The 20,188-nt window shown below is 46.9% G+C and carries 17 protein-coding genes; 8 read left to right on the forward strand and 9 right to left on the reverse strand.

Annotation, left to right across the window (positions count from 1 at the left end):
* The first annotated feature begins 31 nt into the window (after positions 1 to 31).
* The 4 genes from LLU09_RS05045 (at position 32) to LLU09_RS05060 (ending at position 4,510) form a co-directional block, all read left to right on the forward strand.
* The gene (locus LLU09_RS05045; RefSeq protein ID WP_228310744.1) at positions 32 to 655 is read left to right on the forward strand and encodes a flavodoxin family protein; all 624 of its coding nucleotides are present in this window, start codon (positions 32 to 34) and stop codon (positions 653 to 655) included.
* Between the two features lie 67 nt (positions 656 to 722).
* Positions 723 to 1,163 carry a YtoQ family protein gene (locus LLU09_RS05050; protein WP_228310745.1) on the forward strand — a complete coding sequence of 147 codons (441 nt, stop codon included), beginning with the start codon at positions 723 to 725 and terminating at the stop codon, positions 1,161 to 1,163.
* Positions 1,164 to 1,643: a pyrimidine dimer DNA glycosylase/endonuclease V gene (locus LLU09_RS05055; RefSeq protein ID WP_228310746.1), complete on the forward strand. Its 480-nt coding sequence runs from the start codon at positions 1,164 to 1,166 to the stop codon at positions 1,641 to 1,643.
* 260 nt (positions 1,644 to 1,903) lie between these two features.
* On the forward strand, positions 1,904 to 4,510 hold the full coding sequence (locus LLU09_RS05060) for a CDP-glycerol glycerophosphotransferase family protein (protein WP_228310747.1): 2,607 nt from the start codon (positions 1,904 to 1,906) through the stop codon (positions 4,508 to 4,510).
* Here LLU09_RS05060 and LLU09_RS05065 read toward each other — a convergent pair.
* Positions 4,507 to 5,670: a CDP-glycerol glycerophosphotransferase family protein gene (locus LLU09_RS05065; protein WP_228310748.1), complete on the reverse strand. Its 1,164-nt coding sequence runs from the start codon at positions 5,668 to 5,670 to the stop codon at positions 4,507 to 4,509. The genes LLU09_RS05060 and LLU09_RS05065 overlap by 4 nt on opposite strands.
* Positions 5,663 to 6,058, reverse strand: coding sequence for a glycerol-3-phosphate cytidylyltransferase (gene tagD / locus LLU09_RS05070; RefSeq protein WP_222998044.1), 396 nt, complete (start codon positions 6,056 to 6,058; stop codon positions 5,663 to 5,665). The genes LLU09_RS05065 and tagD overlap by 8 nt, the downstream gene beginning before the upstream one ends.
* 119 nt (positions 6,059 to 6,177) lie before the next feature.
* Between tagD and LLU09_RS05075 the strand changes: the two genes are divergently transcribed.
* The 4 genes from LLU09_RS05075 to LLU09_RS05090 are packed head-to-tail and all read left to right on the forward strand — an operon-like array spanning position 6,178 to position 10,427.
* The gene (locus LLU09_RS05075; protein WP_228310749.1) at positions 6,178 to 7,371 is read left to right on the forward strand and encodes a CDP-glycerol glycerophosphotransferase family protein; all 1,194 of its coding nucleotides are present in this window, start codon (positions 6,178 to 6,180) and stop codon (positions 7,369 to 7,371) included.
* Between the two features lie 36 nt (positions 7,372 to 7,407).
* Positions 7,408 to 8,229 (forward strand): ABC transporter permease, encoded by an 822-nt coding sequence (locus LLU09_RS05080; RefSeq protein WP_040104900.1) that lies wholly within the window; start codon positions 7,408 to 7,410, stop codon positions 8,227 to 8,229.
* 11 nt (positions 8,230 to 8,240) lie between these two features.
* The gene (tagH, locus tag LLU09_RS05085; RefSeq protein WP_228310750.1) at positions 8,241 to 9,587 is read left to right on the forward strand and encodes a teichoic acids export ABC transporter ATP-binding subunit TagH; all 1,347 of its coding nucleotides are present in this window, start codon (positions 8,241 to 8,243) and stop codon (positions 9,585 to 9,587) included.
* Positions 9,588 to 9,641: 54 nt separating this feature from the next.
* Positions 9,642 to 10,427 (forward strand): WecB/TagA/CpsF family glycosyltransferase, encoded by a 786-nt coding sequence (locus tag LLU09_RS05090; protein WP_228310751.1) that lies wholly within the window; start codon positions 9,642 to 9,644, stop codon positions 10,425 to 10,427.
* Between the two features lie 44 nt (positions 10,428 to 10,471).
* On the opposite strand, the gene LLU09_RS05095 is transcribed toward LLU09_RS05090, so the two are convergent.
* From LLU09_RS05095 to LLU09_RS05125, 7 genes are all read right to left on the reverse strand, one after another.
* Positions 10,472 to 10,900 (reverse strand): GNAT family N-acetyltransferase, encoded by a 429-nt coding sequence (locus tag LLU09_RS05095; RefSeq protein WP_228310752.1) that lies wholly within the window; start codon positions 10,898 to 10,900, stop codon positions 10,472 to 10,474.
* Between the two features lie 117 nt (positions 10,901 to 11,017).
* The gene (locus tag LLU09_RS05100; protein WP_228310753.1) at positions 11,018 to 12,154 is read right to left on the reverse strand and encodes an O-antigen ligase family protein; all 1,137 of its coding nucleotides are present in this window, start codon (positions 12,152 to 12,154) and stop codon (positions 11,018 to 11,020) included.
* Between the two features lie 137 nt (positions 12,155 to 12,291).
* The gene (locus tag LLU09_RS05105; protein ID WP_228310754.1) at positions 12,292 to 13,470 is read right to left on the reverse strand and encodes a glycosyltransferase family 4 protein; all 1,179 of its coding nucleotides are present in this window, start codon (positions 13,468 to 13,470) and stop codon (positions 12,292 to 12,294) included.
* A 242-nt stretch (positions 13,471 to 13,712) separates the two neighbouring features.
* Entirely contained in the window at positions 13,713 to 14,993 is a 1,281-nt protein-coding gene (locus tag LLU09_RS05110) for a nucleotide sugar dehydrogenase (RefSeq protein WP_228310755.1), read from the reverse strand.
* 68 nt (positions 14,994 to 15,061) lie between these two features.
* Positions 15,062 to 16,684, reverse strand: coding sequence for a glycosyltransferase family 2 protein (locus tag LLU09_RS05115; RefSeq protein ID WP_228310756.1), 1,623 nt, complete (start codon positions 16,682 to 16,684; stop codon positions 15,062 to 15,064).
* Between the two features lie 216 nt (positions 16,685 to 16,900).
* Positions 16,901 to 18,187: a nucleotide sugar dehydrogenase gene (locus LLU09_RS05120; protein ID WP_228310757.1), complete on the reverse strand. Its 1,287-nt coding sequence runs from the start codon at positions 18,185 to 18,187 to the stop codon at positions 16,901 to 16,903.
* Between the two features lie 179 nt (positions 18,188 to 18,366).
* On the reverse strand, positions 18,367 to 20,178 hold the full coding sequence (locus LLU09_RS05125; RefSeq protein WP_228310758.1) for a hypothetical protein: 1,812 nt from the start codon (positions 20,176 to 20,178) through the stop codon (positions 18,367 to 18,369).
* Between the last annotated feature and the right edge of the window lie 10 nt (positions 20,179 to 20,188).

Below are 20,188 nucleotides of genomic sequence, written 5' to 3' on the forward strand. Positions count from 1 at the left end.
TAAAGAGGAGTATTACGCGATTGGAGGTCATATGATGAAGCTAAAGGCATTGATACTCAATACGACATTGAAATACGGTGAGGATCCATCCAATACGGAAGTGTTGGCCCGTGAAGTGATGGACATCTATGAGGCTCATGATGTAGAGACGGAAATCGTGCGCCTCAACGACTACAACATCCGCTACGGGATTTCTGACGACATGGGGGATGGAGATGAATTCCCTGAAATACTCGAGAAGGTCAAGGCAGCAGACATCGTTTTGATCGGCACGCCGATCTGGCTCGGTGAGAAGAGCAGCATCGCGACACTGGCCATAGAGCGTCTATACGGGAGCTCATCACTCACGAACGACAAGGGCCAGTCGATCTTCTACAATAAGGTCGGCGGAGTAGTCGTGACGGGCAATGAGGACGGGGCGAAGCATGCGGCACAGTCGATTCTCTACGGCCTCTCCCACATCGGCTTCACCATTCCGCCAAACGTCGATACGTACTGGGTTGGAGATGCAGGACCGGGCCCATCGTATATGTACACGGACCAAGACAACGAGTTCACGAAGCAGCATGTAAAGATGCTCGCCTACAATACGATGCATCTGGCGAAAATGTTCAGGGAACAGCCGATACCAGCAGAGGGCAATGTGATGGAATAGTACATTTCATTTGAAAGAATCCGAGTTTCAGCTATCATTGAAGTAACACAAATTAGGAGGATGCGTTATGCAACTTACAGTATATTTGGCAGGACAGATCCATGACGACTGGCGTGAGGAAGTGAAGCAGATTGCGGATGAGAAGGATCTGCCGCTCGACTTCGTCGGGCCGCAGACGAACCATGACCGTTCGGACAATATCGGAGAGGATATCCTGGGTGAACAGCCGAGCGGCTTCTTCAAGGACGATGCCGCTTCTGCAGTGAACAACCTCCGCACGCAGGTGCTGATGCAGAAGTCGGATGTCGTGATTGCGCTCTTCGGCGAGAAGTACAAGCAGTGGAATACGGCGATGGATGCAAGTGCCGCCGTGACGCTCGGCAAGCCGCTCATCATCGTACGCCCTAAGGAACTGATCCATCCGCTGAAAGAATTGTCCAACAAGGCGAACATCACGGTGGAGACAGTCGAGCAGGCGCTTGATGTCCTCGCCTACATCTACGAGTAGATGCAGATATTCAGAGTAAGTCCCGACCACACGACGAGTGCGCGGTATCTCGACAACCGGCGGCTCTCCAAGCAGGTACTGGAGCTCTATCAGATCCTGCGGGTAAATTTGAGCCTCGTCGGTGTGCTCGATACCAATACACGGTATCAGCACCACCCGATCGTGAAGCATGTATATAATGTTGGGAACCCGTACATTACGGATACCTACCGTCTGCTTGAGGCGTGCGACCTGGAGCATCAGCGGCGGGGTGGCAAGCGAAGCCCAGCGTTCCGGGAAGATCTCGAATCACTGAAGAGATTGATCGAAAGTCATCTCGCTGATGACCTGTGGAACCATGATCCGCTTCCCCCGCTTTATGTATTCGGGGACGACCGTGTATATGGCGATGCGGCATATGATCTATATGTATTACTCCTCCACGACAAGTGGACGGCGGACACCATCGCCCCGCGGTGCGGAACGGGACTGAAGAAATGATGTTGATGTGGAAGAATCGGTTCGAAATGCCCTTTTCGGGTATCCTCGGACCTTTTTCTATTTTGCTCATTTCTATATTATAATGGAAGAAAGCATAGCGCCTGATATACTGGATGATGCAACGACACTGCCAATATATGGGCGCGAATCGGGTAGAATATGAATAGGACATCACTGAAGGAGGTGGATCGATGGGCGTGCTGCAGAAACAGTGGAATAAGATATATAGAAAAACTTTTCCCAGACGAGTAAGGGAACGTTTGAACAAGAAATTGACTCTGCATGACATCACCGTGCACGCGGATCATGTAATCGTAAATGTTTCATTCAAGAATTTCGTCAGGGTCGGACTGGAAAAGCGGCTCCATATTACATTGACGAATGGCCCGGCGATCTATGAACTGGATGCCCACTGTCAGGGCCACATCATCGGCATTGAAATTCCATTTGCCGTCATCGATCAGACAGAAGGACAGTCCACCATCAAAATGATGCTCGGCGGAAAAAGATTGATCGTCCAGACGGATGTGGACAAGGCAGGAAAGAAGCGATCCTTCTTCTCGAACCGGCGCTATTTCACTGTATCCATCGCCCGGGGCAACCTGCTGATTGCCAACCTGCTTTCGGACTACCGCTTCAGGATGGATCAGCCGGTGGCACTTTCAAATATCGAAGCCGGCTACCGGAGGCTTGAACTTTCTACTGAAGACATGGATGACCTGAGTGATCATGCGCTCGCCTTCCACTACGGCAATAAGCTTAAAATAATGGAGAATGTATCCGATGACCCTGCCGTCATGCAGATTAGGGATTTCACGGATGTTGTGACGGGACAGCCGGATGTATATCTGTTGAAGGACTTTGAGCTGGTGCCGATCCGATATACTGGAGAACCGTTATCCGTGGCTGCATTGAATCATGCAATCACATATTTTGGACAGGACGGTATGCTGTCGGCGGAAATCACCACCCACAAGGCACGTGTGGAGGCGTTCGAAAGCAGCCTCGAGGGGGATGCTGTACGGATGCACTTCTACACCGATACATCCGCAGCATTGTCTGCACTGCTCGTGGCGGATACGACTTCCGACGACATCATCCGTATCCCGTTTGACGGCGATCAGACTGGAGAGGCGACCGAAGTCAGCGTGCCGCTCGATCAGCTGATCAACAACATATCACGGAAACGGCTCATGTTCGAGACCGCCGGCGACGCACCAATCCGTCTGCAGCTGGACATGAGGGACATTGGAACATTCGGGTTCGATGGGCGGATATGGGCGACTTCCCACTTCGAGAAGTTCCAGATATGGTTCTACCGACGCAAGGATGGCATGCTCGGCTTCAATGTCGCGAGGCGCCGGCTGAAGCGTCAGGTGACCGAAATCGACGACTTCAACCTGGAGGGGTATATCAGCGGTGAGGATGCATTCATCGACAGCACCCCGAATATGGCATTCGTCGACCGGTACTCTGGAGACTTCGTGCGGGTGGAGATCGGCAACAGCTTCAACGTGGACTTGAAGTCACTCGACCTCATCGACATCAAAAGCAAGGATAAGACGATCATCGATGTATTCATAGAAATCGTCCACTCGAGCGGCGAAGTGCTGCGCCGGGAGAAGATCAAATACAGACATGCCGACTACAGGAAGGACAACTTCTACTCGCGGCATGAAGTTGTGGATGCAGAGGGCAACACCCACCATCACCTCATTACGACGACGCCCTACAACAACCTCAAAGTCGAGACCTTCATGATCCCCGCTTCCGTCGACATCCCTGAGGACACGAGCCACAAGGACATGAACATCTGGCTGCTCGGCGAACGGTATGACACGGCACAGGATAACGGCTATGCCCTCTTCACCTGGCTGAAGGAGAATACGGATATCGAAGCCTACTATGTCATCGAGGATACCGCCGAAGACTATGAGAAGATAAAAGATGAGGACAATGTGCTTGCATTCGGGTCGCATGCGCACTTCGACCGCGCCTTCCGGGCGGGTGTCCTCCTCGGCACCCATGACCTTGAGAACCTGCTGCCATACAAGACGGCACGGGGCTTCTTCCACTATGAGGATACGGTCAAGGTCTTCCTCCAGCACGGCGTGCTGGGAAGGAAACCTGTTGAGTATGACAAGAAATACTACGACCTTCCGTTCGACCTGTTCATCGTCAGCAGTACACCGGAGAAGGAGGATGTCGTCATGCGCAAGATGGGGTATGAAGAAGATGAAGTCACGGTAACGGGGCTGGCACGCTTCGACCATCTGCCCCACCACAACGAGACGCGCGACATCCTCCTCATGCCGACTTGGCGCGACTGGATCAGCACGGATTATGCATTCCTTAACAGCACGTATTACGCACGCTACCACAGCCTGATCCATAACGAACGCCTCAACAGGCTGCTTGAAGAGAATGATGTGCACCTGAACTTTTACCCACACTACCGTGCACAGCGCTACTTCAACGATGAGCATCTCGACCAGGGGAAGAATATCCACTTCATACGGCTCGGTGAACGGACGGTGCAGGATCTCTTGATCGCGCACTCCCTGCTGATCACCGACTACTCGAGCGTCAGCTTCGACTTCACGCTGATGAACAAGCCGGTCATCTACTACCACTTCGATGTCCGCCAGTTCTTCAGACAGGGCAGATTGCGTCCCCTCTCCCAGACATTCATCGGAGATATTGCGAAGAAGGAGGAGGACCTGGTCGACGCCATCGAAATCTATATCAGAAATGGCTTCCAGCCGCGCGAAGTCGACCTGTCCAGCATATTCGACCACCAGGACCACAACAACCGCAGACGCATCTATGAAGCGGTGATGGAAAAAATAGAGAAGCTTGAGGACTAGTCCTCAAGCTTCTCTTTATATACTGTCTCAATCAATCTTTTCGTCGAATTGCCGTCTGCATACTTGTTCCATACCGCATCGAACGCTTCGATAGCTTCCATATTGAAGCTGTCTGCTTCAATCGCTTTGATGACCCCTTCCGTCGTACGGACGACGGGGCCCGGGGCCAAGGCTTCATAATCGAACCATAGCCCGCGCGTCGCTTCGTATTGTTCCAGATCATATGGATAGAAGATCATCGGCCGGCGGAGCGTCGAGAACTCGAAGGGGATCGATGAATAGTCCGTAATGAGGATGTCCGTCACACTGAGCAGGTCGAAGATGTCATGCCGCTTCGAGGTATCCGTCGCAAAACGGGTCGATTCGAAACCTTTGAAGTCCACCGCCGGATGCAGGTGGACGAGCAGATGATGCGTGTCTCCGAGTGCCTGCTCCATCATTTTGAGGTCGATCGGCAGGTCACGCACCGTGAACCCATCATCGCGGAACGTCGGTGCATAGAGGATGACGGTCCTGTCCTTCATCTGCGGCAGTGCTTCATGCATCTTTCTCCTGGCCTCATCAAGCCGATCCTCCGAATGGAAGAAGTCAGTCCGCGGTACGCCTGTCCGCATCATATTCTCTTCTTCGAGACCGAACGCCTCCTTGAAAATGTCCGCCATCGCGTCGGAACTCACGACCACCTTATGGAACCGGTCATACACCTGCCTGAAGCGCCTGTGGGCGGAATCCGGGCGGGTGTTCGTCGTCTTGTCCCTGAGGCCAAACAGCTTGACCGCCCCATTGGCATGCCACAGCTGGACGCATATCGTCTTCTTCTTGAAGTCGCATGCGGCGAGGATCAGGTGGTAGTTGTCGACGAACACGACTTTGGCCGTGGCAAGATGGTAGATTCCCCTGATGAGATTCAGGAGGTGCTTCGGTGAGAAGTCGATGCGGTTTTTATTTTCCATCCCCGTGAATGCACTTCTGCATGATGGTTCCCTCAGTACAATGATACGGGAGTCCGTACGCTGTGTGACTTCATGGCGGACTTCCTCGATGTTGTCGCCGAAGGATGCCAGCATGACGCTCTTGTTACGGACCGGAAACAGTTTGAACACGGTGAAGATGATGCGGACCACCGCAAGGTACACGGTGATTGCGGCTTCCCTAATCATGCCGCTTCGACAGGTCCTGCTTCGTCTTCGTCGTGGATACCCCTTCGGTCCGCGGCAGGTAGATGACTTCACAGTATTCCTTCAGGAAGTCGAACTCCCCTTCCCAGTCGTGTCCCATGACGAAGATGTCGATATCGTGTGCCTTGACGTCCTGAATCTTCTGGTCCCATGTGTGTTCGGGAATCACTTCGTCCACATAGCGTATGGCTTCGAGTATCTGCTTCCGTTGTTCGAAGGAATAGTATGCCTGCTTGTGCTTGATGGTATTGAACTCATCGGTCGAGATGGCGACGACGAGGTAGTCTCCCATTTCCTTCGCGCGGCGCAAAATGTTGATGTGTCCCGTATGGATTAGATCGAATGTCCCGTAGGTGATTACTTTTTTCATGGTAATGCCCCCCTGTTTACATCGAAAATGATATAATATTCTAGGTATACTATATTAATGTAAAGATAATGTAAATTATATCATACTATTGGTAAAATATTAATTCAGGTGTGGTGCGTATGAAATCCTTAAAAGTAATTGCATTGAAACTCTACAAATTGCTGTTCTGGTCGCTTGGGAGATGCTTCCATAAGGACCACCGGCTCATCATGTTCGAGAGCTTCCTCGGCAGGCAGTACAGCGACAATCCGCGGGCGCTGTACGAGTACATGTCGGTGGCCTACCCGGACTACCGCCTGATGTGGAGCGTCGACAGGCAGCATAAGAAGATCTTCAAAGAAATGGAGATTCCGTATGTCACACGATTCACGCCGAGCTGGATCATCTATATGAACAAGGCGACGCTGTGGATCACGAACAGCCGCCTCCCTCTGTGGATACCGAAACCGAAGGATACCACGTATCTGCAGACATGGCACGGGACGCCACTCAAGCGTCTCGGCACGGACATCGACACGGTGCACATGCCGGGGACGGAGACGGAGAAGTACAAGCGGAACTTCACTAAGGAATCCAGCAAATGGGACTATCTGATCTCCCCGAACCGCTATTCGACCGAGATCTTCCGCCGTGCATTCGCCTATGAACGGCCGGTGCTCGAGACGGGCTATCCGCGGAATGACCACCTGTTCGTGAACAATGATTCGGCGGCCAAGGAACATATCCGCCGGAAGCTGGGGCTTCCACTCGGCAAGAAGATCATCTTCTATGCACCGACGTGGCGGGATGATGCCTATCACGCACGCGGCAGATACAAGTTCGACCTCCAGTTCGATGTGGACCGGATGCAGCGGGAGCTGTCGGATGACTACATCATCATACTGCGGCTCCACTACCTCATTGCCGAGAATCTGGACCTTTCCCGATATGAAGGCTTCCTGTACGACTTCTCCAAGTACGAGGACATCCGCGACCTCTACGTCATCTCGGATGTGCTCGTGACCGACTATTCCTCCGTGTTCTTCGACTACGCAGTGCTCGAACGCCCGATGATCTTCTATACTTACGACATCGACAACTACCGCGACAAGGTGCGCGGCTTCTACTTCGACTTCGAACAGGAGGCGCCGGGGCCGCTCGTCAAAACGACTGACGGACTGCTCGGGGCCATCCGGGAGACGGAGACGCTCGACTTCAACGAAAAATACGATACCGCAGCCTTCCGGGAACGCTTCTGCGCCCTCGAAGACGGACAGGCGTCGAAGCGCGTCAGTGATGAGATTATTTGTCATTTAAAAGATAAAATTGTATAATTCAACAACGATGAAAGAAATGGTTGTGAAAAACTGATGAAATCCATATGGGTCGTATTGAAGGAGCAGTTCAATCACTTCTACCTTGTGAGACGCCTGTCCATGTACGACATAAAAAGTAAAAACCAGAACAACTACCTCGGCATCGTGTGGGAAGTGCTGACGCCGTTGATCAGCATACTGATCTATTGGTTCGTCTTCGCCACACTGCGGCAGCGGGAGCCGATACAGATGGGCGGCATGGAAGTGCCCTTCTTCTTCTGGCTCTTCATCGGCTTCGTCGTCTGGACGTTCTTCTTCCAGGGCAGCATCGAAGCATCGAAGTCGATCTACCGGCGCCTTAAGCTGCTGTCGAAGATGAACTTCCCGCTCAGCCTCATACCGAATGTCGCGATATTCTCGAAGTTCTATACACATATACTCATGCTCGTTATTGCGTTCGTGGTCTTCCAGTTCGCCGGATACTACATCAACATATACTATGTACAGCTCGCCTACTACATCTTCGGCACATATGCCTTGGTGTTCGCGTTCTCACTGATCACGTCCACCTTGTCGACGCTCGTGCGGGATGTGCACCTGCTGCTCAACTCGCTTCTGCGCATGGCACTGTACCTTTCCGGTGTACTCTGGCCGCTGACGCTGCTGTCGGACTTCCCGACGCTGATGCGGCTCATGCAGCTGAACCCGCTCGTCTACCTGATTGAAGGCTACCGTTCGGTATTCTTCGGTACCGAGTGGTACTTCATCACCCATTGGGAGCTGACGCTGTACTTCTGGGGCCTCATCTTCGTGATGCTCGCCATCGGTGCGACGCTGCACGTCAAATTCAGACGCAATTTCATCGACTACCTATAAGAGGGATGTAAATGACCAAAACAATCGTGACCAGGAATCTGGTAAAAAACTACAAGCTCTACGAGAGTCAGAAGGAGCGCATCTTCGACCTCCTCAGTCCGCGTTCCCATGGGCAGGTGTTCCATGCACTGAACGGTGTGGACTTTGAGGCCGAACAGGGGGACGTCATCGGATTCATCGGCATCAACGGCTCCGGAAAATCGACGTTGTCGAACATCATCGCCGGCATCGTGCCGGAATCCGGCGGGGAAGTCCATGTCAACGGCCAGACGGCGCTGATCGCCGTCGCAGCAGGCCTGAATGATGAACTGACCGGACGGGACAACATCGAGCTGAAATGCCTGATGCTCGGATTCTCGAAGGATGAGATCCGTGAACTCGAACCCGACATCATCGCCTTCTCCGAACTCGAGAACTTCATCGATCAGCCGGTCAAGTCGTATTCGAGCGGCATGAAGTCGCGCCTCGGCTTCGCCATCAGCGTCAACGTCGATCCGGACATCCTCATCATCGATGAGGCACTGTCCGTCGGCGACCGGGCATTCGCAGAGAAGAGTCTGCAGAAGATGATGCAGTTCAAGGAACAGGGCAAGACGATGATCTTCGTCAGCCACTCGATCAACCAGGTCAAGAACTTCTGCGACAAGATACTGTGGCTCGAATTCGGCCGGGTCAAGGCATTCGGTGAAGTGGGCGATGTCATTCCGCTGTACGAGTCGTTCCTCAACAAATGGCAGAAGATGTCTAAGGAGGAACGCGAGGAATACCGGACACGGACGATGAACCGTGAGATGAACGGCGACGACTACCGCAAGGTCGGCAGCCTCCTCCTGCTGGACGATGGGGAGGAAGATCTCGAAATCTCCCACAAATACACCATCCAGCCGGTCAGCAAGCTCGCCCACCTGAAGGCGCATGCCACCGATATATTCAGGGTACCGAACGACCCTGAAGGCATCGAAAACGCCAAGCAATACAAGCACCGTGTCTATCATGTCAAACGGGAAGCCACCTATCAATTCGAGAACTACTACCTGCTCAGTACACGGGCGAGCGGCACCGAAGGCGTCATCGGCTGGATCCGCGCCACTGAAGCAACAGCGCACGTGCATACGCTGGTCGATCGTGATAAGAAGCAGCTGATGCTGACCGGCAGCGGCTATGCATCCACAGCCCCCTGGGGCGGCCAGCAGCAGTATGTACATGAATCTTTGGAAGATCAGGCCGGCCTCGGCTTCGCTGTGAACCAGACCGTACTCGTCGGCAACAACGTCTGGTACAGGGGACGGATCAAAGGCGAAGACAAGGACGTCTGGGTCCATGAAAGCAGCACTTCAGAAGAAACGACGGAAACATGATACAACCGCCGGTCGCCCTGACCGGTATTTTTCTATAGAAATAGAGGGGATCTTATGATTGAACAGCACGGAAACGTTACAGTGATGGAGATCGAATTCACGAATACGACGCTGGAAGGCTTTATGGAGAGTACCGTACGCCCATGCCTTGATGGCGCGGACAAATGCTTCATCGTCACTGCCAATCCCGAAATCGTCATCGCCACCCGCGATCACCCTGACTTCAAGGAAACCGTGCAGTCTGCGGACCATGTACTGCCTGACGGCATCGGCATCATCAATGCAGCAAAAATGATGGGCACACCGCTCCAGGAGCGGGTGAGCGGCATCGACACCATGCGCGCGATGCTCGCCTATGCCGAAGAGCAGGGCTACAGCGCCTACTTCCTCGGTGCGAAGGAAGACGCCAACCGTAAAGCTGTGGAACGGGCAGAAAGGCGTTTCCCGAAACTCAAGATCGCCGGACGCCACCACGGCTATGCGGACCTTGACGATGAGGCATTCGTAGAGTCCATCGCGGCCACCGAGCCCGACATCATCTTCGTCGCACTCGGAATGATGAAGCAGGAACAATGGATCAGGGACCATATGGACCGCTTCAACAAAGGCGTCTTCATGGGCGTCGGCGGCAGCTTCGATGTCCTCTCCGGTGAAGCCAAGCGCGCACCCGACATCTGGATCAGATTCCAGCTCGAGTGGCTGTATCGGCTCATCAAGCAGCCGAAGCGCATCACACGGGTGATGAAGGTCGCCCAGTTCATGATGCTCCATACACCGATCATCAGCAGCATCATGCGGCTGTTCGGATATTCGAAGACACGCCAACGCAAAAAGGGCTGAGAAATCATCATGATTTCCCAGCCCTTTCTTCATGCCTATTTGGTTTACTGCTCCAGTGCCATATCCACATGCTGATGCCCCGCAATGTCATAGCGTTCCGATATCCGCCTGAAGCCGAAAGTCTCATAGAAGTCCTCCAGATAGCACATGGCCGTGATGACGACCGGTGTCGACGGATGTTCCTGCTTTACATATTCAAGGGCATAGTCGAACAGTTCCTTCCCCCTGCCCTCTCCTCTGTAATCAGGATTGACCAGCACACGGCCGATGACGACCTTATCCGCCTGCATCACCCGGCAGTAGGATTTGATCATGTCATCCTCCTGATGGAAGATATGCACCGCTTCTCCATCTCTCCCATCAATATCCTCAAACAGGCTTTCCTGCTCCAATATGAACACCCTCTGCCGCAGACGGAATATCTCTGCCAACTCTTCAAGGGACAGTTCCTCAAACCTTCTAATATGCCACATGCAGTTCCTCCTAATATATTCGACAACTCCATTGTACTATATATTTTCAGAAAATTTAATATACTGACTCAAAGCGCATTAAAAAAGGCACAGCAGAAGTCTGCTGTGCCAGGGATTCTATTTTCCAGATTTGGCCGCATTCATATCGGACATGTCCTCCCTGAGTGTCAAGATGTACGCCATGAAGATGAACAGCAGCACGATCGGCGAGAAGTAGACGAACATGAACAGGTAGTTGTATTCGAACAGCCCGATGAAGATGTAGGCACCGAAGTACAGCAGGATGCCGAGCGTGTATTTGGTCGTCGCCAAGAGGCTGATCACCCCAAGCACCAGGATGAACAGCACCAGTGGGATGATGCCGTAGCGTCCCAGCGTATCGAAGAAGATGTTGTGGGCGTGGATCAGATCCGTGAAGTTGAAGTATGAATGCCCCTCCCCGAACCACTGCCTGTTGTGCCACACCGTCGCCCACAGTTCATAGCGGTGGGAAGTGAATTCATTCATATTGAATCCCTGCCCGGTGGTACTGTATCCCACGAAGAACCGGTATATCGATCTGCCGAAAATGAGGAGGACGATGGCCACCCCACCGGTGACGATACCGAGGAACCATTTCCTCTGGGTCTCCGTCGTCCTGTACAGGTTGATCCAGGCAAGCTGCAGGAAGGCGATGGCCATATAGGTGAAGATCGCCGTCCTGCTTGTCGTAATTATGTTCAATATCAGGAACGTCGGCAGCATATAGAAGATCATAGCCCTGTTCGTCCTCGGCATGAGCAGAAGCCCTGCTGTGAATACAAGAACCAGCGTCGCACCCGATTCATTGAGCGTATGGTCGATCAGGAGCAGTGACGGCAGGCTTAGGAGTGCACCGATGACGAGATACACTACGAGCCGGCCTGGTATGCGGTAGAAAAGGAGCGCCGTGACCATGAGCAGAATCAACGCCTCTGTCCAGACGAAGTGTCCGGCAATGACCATGCTGAGGAACAGTGACCCGATATAGAGTCCCCAAAGCGTAAGGAACATTTTTCTGAGCGGGGACAGCGAAATGCGGGCATTCTTATATAGGAATACGAGGATTGCCGCAAGCATCAGGATCATGAAGGGGTCCTGTGAAGCTATCATACTCTGGAGGTTCCGGTAGTCGATCATGAAGATGTTGGTCACCATGAACAGCAATGTAAACACTATAATGAATACGAATGCTTCATATGTGAAATAGGCACGTTCCACATTGATATTTGTCATGATGGTCTCCCCTCCTCCTTAGTGATTATGTCATTCTATCACGGCTGACTGAAAAAGTCCGAAGAAAACATATGGTATGATTACCCCGAAATGATACTCAATTAAAAAACGATGCACCAGTGAGGTACATCGCCTTTTCAGCTCTCCAGAAACTTCTCGAGTTTCTCTATATTGTTTTCCCAAAGGAACTTTTCATCGAGCAGCGCTCTTGAGTTTTCCCGGTATGAGGCTTCAAGCTGCGCGTTGTCCCTGATCTTCTCGATCGCTTCGATGATCTCTTCAGCTGTGGCCTTCTCCTTCGCGAAGCCAACCTTGTATGTGTTGATCATGCTGTTGGTATAGCCGCCGAGGTTCGTGACCACCGGGATGCCGCAGCCGATGCCGTCGATGATCTTGCCCGGCAGGACATTCAGGAAGACATCGCTCTCCTTAAGCAGTGAGAGCTGGATGCTGTGGTGGCGGATCATGTCGAGGCATTCCGACCGGCTCTTCTCTTCGTGTGTATGCACATATTTGAAGTTGTGCTTTTTGATGTAGTGGTTGAACTTGTGTGCATTCACCCCGTAGCCGATGACGTTGAAGATGATCTCACGCTCCTCGAGCATGTGGGCGACCTCGATCAGCTGATCATAGCTCTGTGCGAATCCGATATTGCCGGTATAGATTACCTTGAAATCTTCAGGCAGCTGCCTGAAGCCGACCTCGTTTGAGGTGAAGGCGTTCGGGAGGAAGAGCTGACTCTTCAGCGGCGCCATTTTGGCAATGTGGGCACGGAAGCCTTCATTGTTGATGACGATCCTGTCCGCCTTGCGGTACATCATCTTCTCCATGAACTTGAGTGTGGGATAGAATTTGTCGATGTTGATCTTCTCGATATCCCGCACACTGTCGGGCCAGAGATCCCGCACTTCAAGGATTCTTTTGGTCGAATTCAGCTTCTTCTGAAAGAAGAATGTCGCCCACGGCAGGAAGATGTTCGGCGTCGTCACATACACTGCATCATATTCATGCTGGTACTTCCTTATGTAGGTGCGCACCTTGTAGGCAAGCTCCAAGTAGTAGAGCATGCGTGAAGCCATCGTCTTGCCTTGCTTATCACTGCGCATATTGAGGCGCATTATGTCGGTCGAATTGTTGATCAGTGGTTCATTCCAGTACTTGTCATCCTTGTACATCTTCGCATTCGGATATGTCGGCTTTGTGGTGAGCACTGTAACCTCATGGTTCTTCGACAGCTGCGTATATAGGTTTTTGAATCTATTTGCCCCTGAGCCGATCTCAGGATAGAAGTTCTGTGTAATGAGTAGAATTTTCATCGGGTCACCTTTAGGGTTGTATTATCTTACTCCAATCATAAATGATACCATGAATCAAGTGACACTGAAACTCTCTTAATACTATCTTAAGTAATTGACTTTAAATCATCTTACAACTGAATAAAACAAACACCTATATAGAACTATTTCATAGATTCCTATTTACTCTATATTATCAAATGTTATTATGCACACATCATTAAAATAGCTTAACTTTAATTATTTAATTTTTAAAGAAATCCTCATAGTTTCCAGACGTTCGCCCGTTCAACGAATCTGTTTTTCAAATCCATTACTATTCCTGTGTCTTTTATAAATCGTTCTATGTCTCCCAACTTTTTAAAACTATTATGATCTACTGCATAAACCAATGCATCATATTGATCACTCTGTATTTCATTGATATCTATGTGATTAAATTTCTTCGATGTAACTGGTTCTACAACGTCATCGATAATATCCACATTAATATTATAATCATTTAAAAGATCAATTATATCAAGAACCTTGGAGTTTCTTATATCAGCTGTGTTTTCTTTAAAGGCGAGACCGAAAACCAGTACTCTGCTGTTATTAACATTGATGTTGTTTTGAATCATCCGTTTAACAAGAGATTGAACGATAAACTCTGGAACACTGTTATTGATTTTACGGCCCGCAGAAATTATTTGTGAGTGATAGCCTAGCTGTTCTGCTTGATAAATGAAGTAATATGGATCTACACCTATGCAATGTCCCCCGACCAATCCTGGATAAAATCCTAGAGCATTCCACTTGGTACTCATTGCTTCTAGGACATCCTGGGTATTTATATTCATTTTATCCAATATCATTGCCATTTCATTCATAAATCCTATATTGACATCCCTTTGACTATTCTCCAGTACCTTAGCAGCTTCTGCCACCTTTATTGAGGGAGCTTCATGAATTCCTGCCACTATTATTTCTCCATACACCTCTCCTATAGTACGAGTAACATTGTCATTAGTACCTGCAACGATCTTCATTATATTTTCAACCCTATTTACTGGATCTCCGGGGTTAATCCTTTCCGGGGAATAACCTACAAAGAAATCTTTTCCGCAAGTCATGCCTGTTTGCTTTTCTATAAGGGGTATACATAACTCTTCTGTAACACCTGGATAAACTGTGGATTCATAAATTATATATGCTCCACGCTTCATATTTCTTGCTATCATTTCTGTAGCGTTTATTATTGGTGATAAATCCGGCGATTTATCTGGTTTAATAGGTGTTGGTACTGTCACTATAATGAATATAGGTTCACCCAACATAGATTCTTCTGTTGTAAATTGAATGTGACTATTGTTCAATGCCTCATTTCCTACCTCATTAGTTCTGTCTATTCCTTTTTTATAATCCTTTATCTTACCATCATCGATATCATAACCGATAACATCAAACGATTTAGAGAAAGCATGAGCCAATGGTAAACCAACATACCCTAGACCAATGACTCCAACTTTTTCTTTTCTATTCTTTAAATTATCATATATGCTCATGAAACTACTCCAATATTATTATTATAGTCTAGAATGCATTACAGCCTACAACCCAGGTGACTTACCCCTTAATCTATAGTAATAGTGGGTTTAGGATCCCCATAGCATATTACCTCAGCTTTATTCATCATTGCCATATCTTCAACTTTCCATGTGTGACTCCCCTTGTCAGCACCTCTGAAAACACAAAATTCGTAAGGATGTCCTTGATAAACTTTCCCACCCTTTTCTCTGACACGCCTTAGAAGGTCGGTATCTACAGCAGCAGGCAGATCACTGAACATAAATTTTTTCATATATGAAGTGTCTACCATAATAGTCGCTCCCATGATAAATCTATCAAACTTAAAGTAACGGTCATGTTCCCTTTTTATCATCAAATCCTCTTCCTCGATATATACGAATTGGGATGCTTTGCCTACTAAATCAGCCTCACTATATTTCAAGGCAATCCACTGGTCAATGATATAGTTCTTCGTATAATAATCATCATCATCAATTTTTGTCACAACTGGATATGTAGCTTGATTTATACATTTATTGAGGCAATGCCCAAAAGAAGTTTCCTTTGGTTCGTCCAATATAATAAGTTCAAAACTAGCAATTCTATGCAATTCTTCTTTTTCTTTATCACTCAATACAAACCCGTGTGTCAAAAGAATAACTTGTAGATGGACATACGTTTGTGCTTTCATCTGGATAATGAAAAAATCAATATTTTGTTTACGGTTTGTAGAACAGATGACACTTACCATTGGTCTCTTACTATCTAGCTTTCCATTGATTATTTCATTAAGAGGATGTCTAGTTATAAATGAATTGTTCAGAAACGCTTGACGTTGCTTAGGCAATACCTGTTTATCTTTATATAGTTGACTGTTCATAATGGCACGCATCTTACCAACATTGCCTTGATCGGTTGTTGACTGAAAAGCATATAGCTTTTCTGATTCATATCTGGAATCGAAAACTACAAAGGTATTCGACATGCACGCAATTATTTCCAGATATCTTAATATATTCTCATCAATATTTTCTATATAATCTATGTATAATATCTTAGATTCTTTAATCTTGGATAATAGTAAATTAAGCTGTTCGCGGTTTAATTTTTTGCACACAACCTCTTCTCTCTCTGGGAGTGCTTTAACATGGAAATGCTGTATTGCTTTGTTCCTTACATGAGTTCCCAGATAAAAGTATACAACATCCAATCTCTTCTCAGAATCTACTGGGTTTATAGTCCCTTGATCCACCAGTAATGGAAGCTTTAAAATATTGCCTTCGAAAGCTGCCTCATCCACCTCTACCGATAATTCTATAGTAAGATATGACTCTAATAATGTCTGTATAGGCACATCGGTGTTCCTAATCACTATTAACCTCAAGTTGCTGCCTTTTACATATTCGATTAAGTCGTGGTAAGAGAAACCGAACCAGTCATGGTCTATCTCATAGATATCATTATCAATAATTACAGTACGGAGTTCATTGCTTTCAATTTCTTCTTTGAACCCTGTTGGCGTAAGATCAATTCTTTCGTAGCCATTATCCAGTGTATGATTTGTAAGGATTGTAGTGATACTGCCGACTTTTTTCTCTGTCTCGTATGAGGGTTGTTCTTCCATCTGACTCATATCCTCTGTCTTTTGCCGCCTAAGTGTTTGGTTAAGTACATTGATTATTCCCATTCCATCCTCCATTTATATACTATTACAACTAAAATTAGCTATATAAATTGTAACATAACTGAACTCAGTTCCGAATTTATATAAACTCTATTGAAAGTTGTTTCTTAGTTCGAAGCTGTATCCTTAAGCTTATGTAATCATAGCAATTGAGTCCATTTAAGAGCCTCATCAATTTATGTTCGAATATTAAAAAAGGAGAAGCAATGCTTCTCCTTTTTACGCTTTGTTATATTCAATGTCGAGAGTGTTGTCCACTTTTTGTATATTGCCGTAGTTGTAGTATTTCACTTCTTTGAAGTCATTCTTCATCACGTTTTTCGTATCGAAGATATAGCTGTCCTTCATCGTGGAAAAGTCTGCATCCGTCATTTTCTTGAATTGGCTGTGGTCACTTAGTACCAGTACCAGGGAACTGTCGGCCACTGCTTTCTTTACATCTTTTTCTACCCAGTCCATCTTGACATGTGGATCATAGGCGACAACATCAAGGTTCGTTTCTTTTCTCAGCAGTTCGTAAATATCGAAAGCCGGGGATTCCCGTATATCGTCCACATCACCCTTATATGTCAGCCCGAATACAGTAACCTTGTTGCCACCAAGTTTGTTCAATATCTCTTTCGTATACTCGACGACATATTCCGGCATGGAGTTATTGATTTCCCGAGCCATCTGTATCAATGGGGATTTCTCAGGAGCTTCAGCAATGATGAAGTATGGGTCAACCGCGAGACAGTGACCACCTACACCAGGCCCTGGTGTATGCAGGTTCACTCTTGGGTGTTTGTTCGCCATTTCAATGACTTCATGTACATTAATATCGAGATGGTTACAAATTTTCGCGAGTTCATTGGCGAGTGCAATATTCACATCACGATACGTGTTCTCCATAAGTTTGGACATCTCTGCAGTCTTGGCGTTTGTTTCTATCATCTCGCCTTTGACGAATGTTCCATAAACTTTCTTGCCAGCTTCGACACAAGCTGGTGTCATGCCACCGATAATACGGTTGTTGTAGATGAGTTCTTCCATAATTTTGCCTGGCAGCACACGTTCCGGACAATGGACGAGGAAGATGTCCTTACCGATAATGAATCCTTGTTCTTCAAGGTAAGGTGCAACATTGTCATTCATAGTGCGTGGGGCAATCGTAGATTCGACGATAACTGTATCGCCCTTTTTGAGAAGAGGCACGATGCTCTTCACACCGGACATGACAATTGAGATGTCACAGGATTTAAATTGATCATTATTATTTGGTGTTGGAACTGCGATGATATAGACGTCTGCTTCTTCAGGAGTTGTAGAGGCGCGGAATGTGCCGCGATCAATCACTTCCTCCAAAGCCTCCTGTAGACCCGGTTCTTCTATATGGATTTTGCCGTTGTTAAGCATATCCACTGCTTCCTGTTTGATATCTACACCAAGAACATCTACACCATGTTTTGCAAACATGATAGATGTTGGCAAACCGATGTATCCTAAACCAACTGTCGTCAATTTCATAACTTTACATCCTCTTCTCTTCCATTAATTATTCACAACATTAGACATTATAGCAAATTCTAATAAATTTTCAAATTACCATATCTTATTGAATCTTATTAGAGCAATTGGCACACACTATACAGATATCAGCAACAGTTGCATTTAAGTAAAAGAAATCTTTATAGAGTGTCTATCTTCTACAACATCTTTACCTGAAGTTTCCCTGCCTCAAACCAAGACGCTCTATTAAAGTTTTTAGTGTATTCATAACCTATTTTCATTGTGCTCCCTGCTTGCAGTATTACGCTTTTACCTTCTTTGAAAACATTGATTGATTGACTCTTTCCATCAATCAAGATGAATATGTTCTTTTGAGGATGTTGATAGAATCCCTTTATACCAATTTCTTTATCTGATTTAGTGTTATTCCTGATGGTAAACGTAACCTCATCATCTCTTAGACGAGTGCCGCCTTTAGGTTTTATATACAAATTATTCTCGGCAAAAGATACTTCCACATTAACCAATTCTTCCAAGTACACATCGGTGTCTTCTAACTTCACTGAGTGACTGTATTCAGAAATATCTTCTAGCGTTTTGTAGGAATTAGGGATGAAATAATTCAACATCGGCCAGAACCTTTCGACAATCTTCGTAAAGTATAGCTTATCGCGACGGGCCCCTACTTCTAGAAACATGAATTGATTAAGTATATATCTATTATTTACAAATATGAAAGTTTCTAAGGTATTATCAGTTTCATGAGTAATGTTTCCGTGCCAATTTCCCATGCGGGTCTCCCAATATAAGAGCATTGGCAAATTATAAGAATATTCATTGCTTAAGTCGAATTTAGATCTTTCCAGATAACCCTTGAACATTTTAGTAAGCCATTTCGTGTTCTTCTTGAATGATTTTGGTGCCCATGTGGATATTACTTTTAGAAGTTTTTCAACATCCTCAGTATGGTCATACTCTATTAAAAACGGTAACTTAGCAATCTCATATATAGTAGATTTTACATGAACGGATTCCGGTATGAACTCCTTATAAGTTAAATAACTTAATATATAGGAATGATTTGATGATACTGTCTTTTTTAGGGTATCTTCATATTCATCTGGTATAACATAGTCGCTGAAGAAATAATATTTATGATCAAGTCTCAAGTTATAGATAAGACGATCCACAAGATCTTTATCTTTTTTGTATATACGGCTAAAAGGTGTGTCAGGGGTATTATCAAGGTTAATCATATAAGTAAAGTATTCAATATTCTCCATAATTGGCTTTGTTAGAGCCAAAGAAACTTTAGAATCAAACCCTCCTGTCACTGACTGGTATATCTTATTGTAATTCTCCTTTAACCATTCGGTTTGAGGTTGGTAATATGGTAATGTGTTTTCAATTACGTCCTCTACAGATAACCGCTGTGAAGTTACCCTGGGGTAATAGCGGACAAAATCTTTTTTGACTGATGAGAACAAGACGTTTGGATTCATTTTGTATATTTCTTCAGTATTGGAATAATCCAGAAAACCGTTCATAGTATACCAATCACGGTTCAGTTTTATATTTTTTTCTTTTTCCACTGCATGATTGACTAAAGATTCATGAGATGCAAAAATCTCCTTATTCCAATAGAAAACTGGACGCATACATGTGGCATCAGTATACAATTGCGTGTCTTTTCCATCGTCCATAATAAGGATATATCGTCCATTCATAAAATCAAGTTGATTGTAGAAGGCTTCTTTGTCCTCGTAACTGAATAACTCACATAAGTTCTTAAGGATTTCTTCAGCACTTTTTTCTCCACTGCTAATATCAAGGATATATCCCACAAGAACTACTTTTACTCCATCACTGAACACTTTCTTCACTGCAGTCTTCTCATCATAGTATAAATACCCAGAAGTGAATTCTTCTGTACAATCGAACTCATCCCTTATTCTATCCAATTCTCTTGGAGAGAAAACAAAAGGCTTTCTTGTTAATGTTTTATCCATACCCTTCCCC

This window comes from Salinicoccus sp. RF5, assembly GCF_020786625.1.
Classification (GTDB): domain Bacteria; phylum Bacillota; class Bacilli; order Staphylococcales; family Salinicoccaceae; genus Salinicoccus.

Excerpts from the sequence above, each read along its gene's own strand:
- LLU09_RS05045 (WP_228310744.1), top strand. The coding sequence starts at position 32 with ATGATGAAGCTAAAGGCATTGATACTCAATACGACATTGAAATACGGT.
- LLU09_RS05050 (WP_228310745.1), top strand. The coding sequence starts at position 723 with ATGCAACTTACAGTATATTTGGCAGGACAGATCCATGACGACTGGCGT.
- LLU09_RS05055 (WP_228310746.1), top strand. The coding sequence starts at position 1,164 with ATGCAGATATTCAGAGTAAGTCCCGACCACACGACGAGTGCGCGGTAT.
- LLU09_RS05065 (WP_228310748.1), bottom strand. The coding sequence starts at position 5,670 with ATGATTAGGGAAGCCGCAATCACCGTGTACCTTGCGGTGGTCCGCATC.
- tagD (WP_222998044.1), bottom strand. The coding sequence starts at position 6,058 with ATGAAAAAAGTAATCACCTACGGGACATTCGATCTAATCCATACGGGA.
- LLU09_RS05075 (WP_228310749.1), top strand. The coding sequence starts at position 6,178 with ATGAAATCCTTAAAAGTAATTGCATTGAAACTCTACAAATTGCTGTTC.
- LLU09_RS05080 (WP_040104900.1), top strand. The coding sequence starts at position 7,408 with ATGAAATCCATATGGGTCGTATTGAAGGAGCAGTTCAATCACTTCTAC.
- tagH (WP_228310750.1), top strand. The coding sequence starts at position 8,241 with ATGACCAAAACAATCGTGACCAGGAATCTGGTAAAAAACTACAAGCTC.
- LLU09_RS05090 (WP_228310751.1), top strand. The coding sequence starts at position 9,642 with ATGATTGAACAGCACGGAAACGTTACAGTGATGGAGATCGAATTCACG.
- LLU09_RS05095 (WP_228310752.1), bottom strand. The coding sequence starts at position 10,900 with ATGTGGCATATTAGAAGGTTTGAGGAACTGTCCCTTGAAGAGTTGGCA.
- LLU09_RS05100 (WP_228310753.1), bottom strand. The coding sequence starts at position 12,154 with ATGACAAATATCAATGTGGAACGTGCCTATTTCACATATGAAGCATTC.
- LLU09_RS05105 (WP_228310754.1), bottom strand. The coding sequence starts at position 13,470 with ATGAAAATTCTACTCATTACACAGAACTTCTATCCTGAGATCGGCTCA.
- LLU09_RS05110 (WP_228310755.1), bottom strand. The coding sequence starts at position 14,993 with ATGAGCATATATGATAATTTAAAGAATAGAAAAGAAAAAGTTGGAGTC.
- LLU09_RS05115 (WP_228310756.1), bottom strand. The coding sequence starts at position 16,684 with ATGGGAATAATCAATGTACTTAACCAAACACTTAGGCGGCAAAAGACA.
- LLU09_RS05120 (WP_228310757.1), bottom strand. The coding sequence starts at position 18,187 with ATGAAATTGACGACAGTTGGTTTAGGATACATCGGTTTGCCAACATCT.
- LLU09_RS05125 (WP_228310758.1), bottom strand. The coding sequence starts at position 20,178 with ATGGATAAAACATTAACAAGAAAGCCTTTTGTTTTCTCTCCAAGAGAA.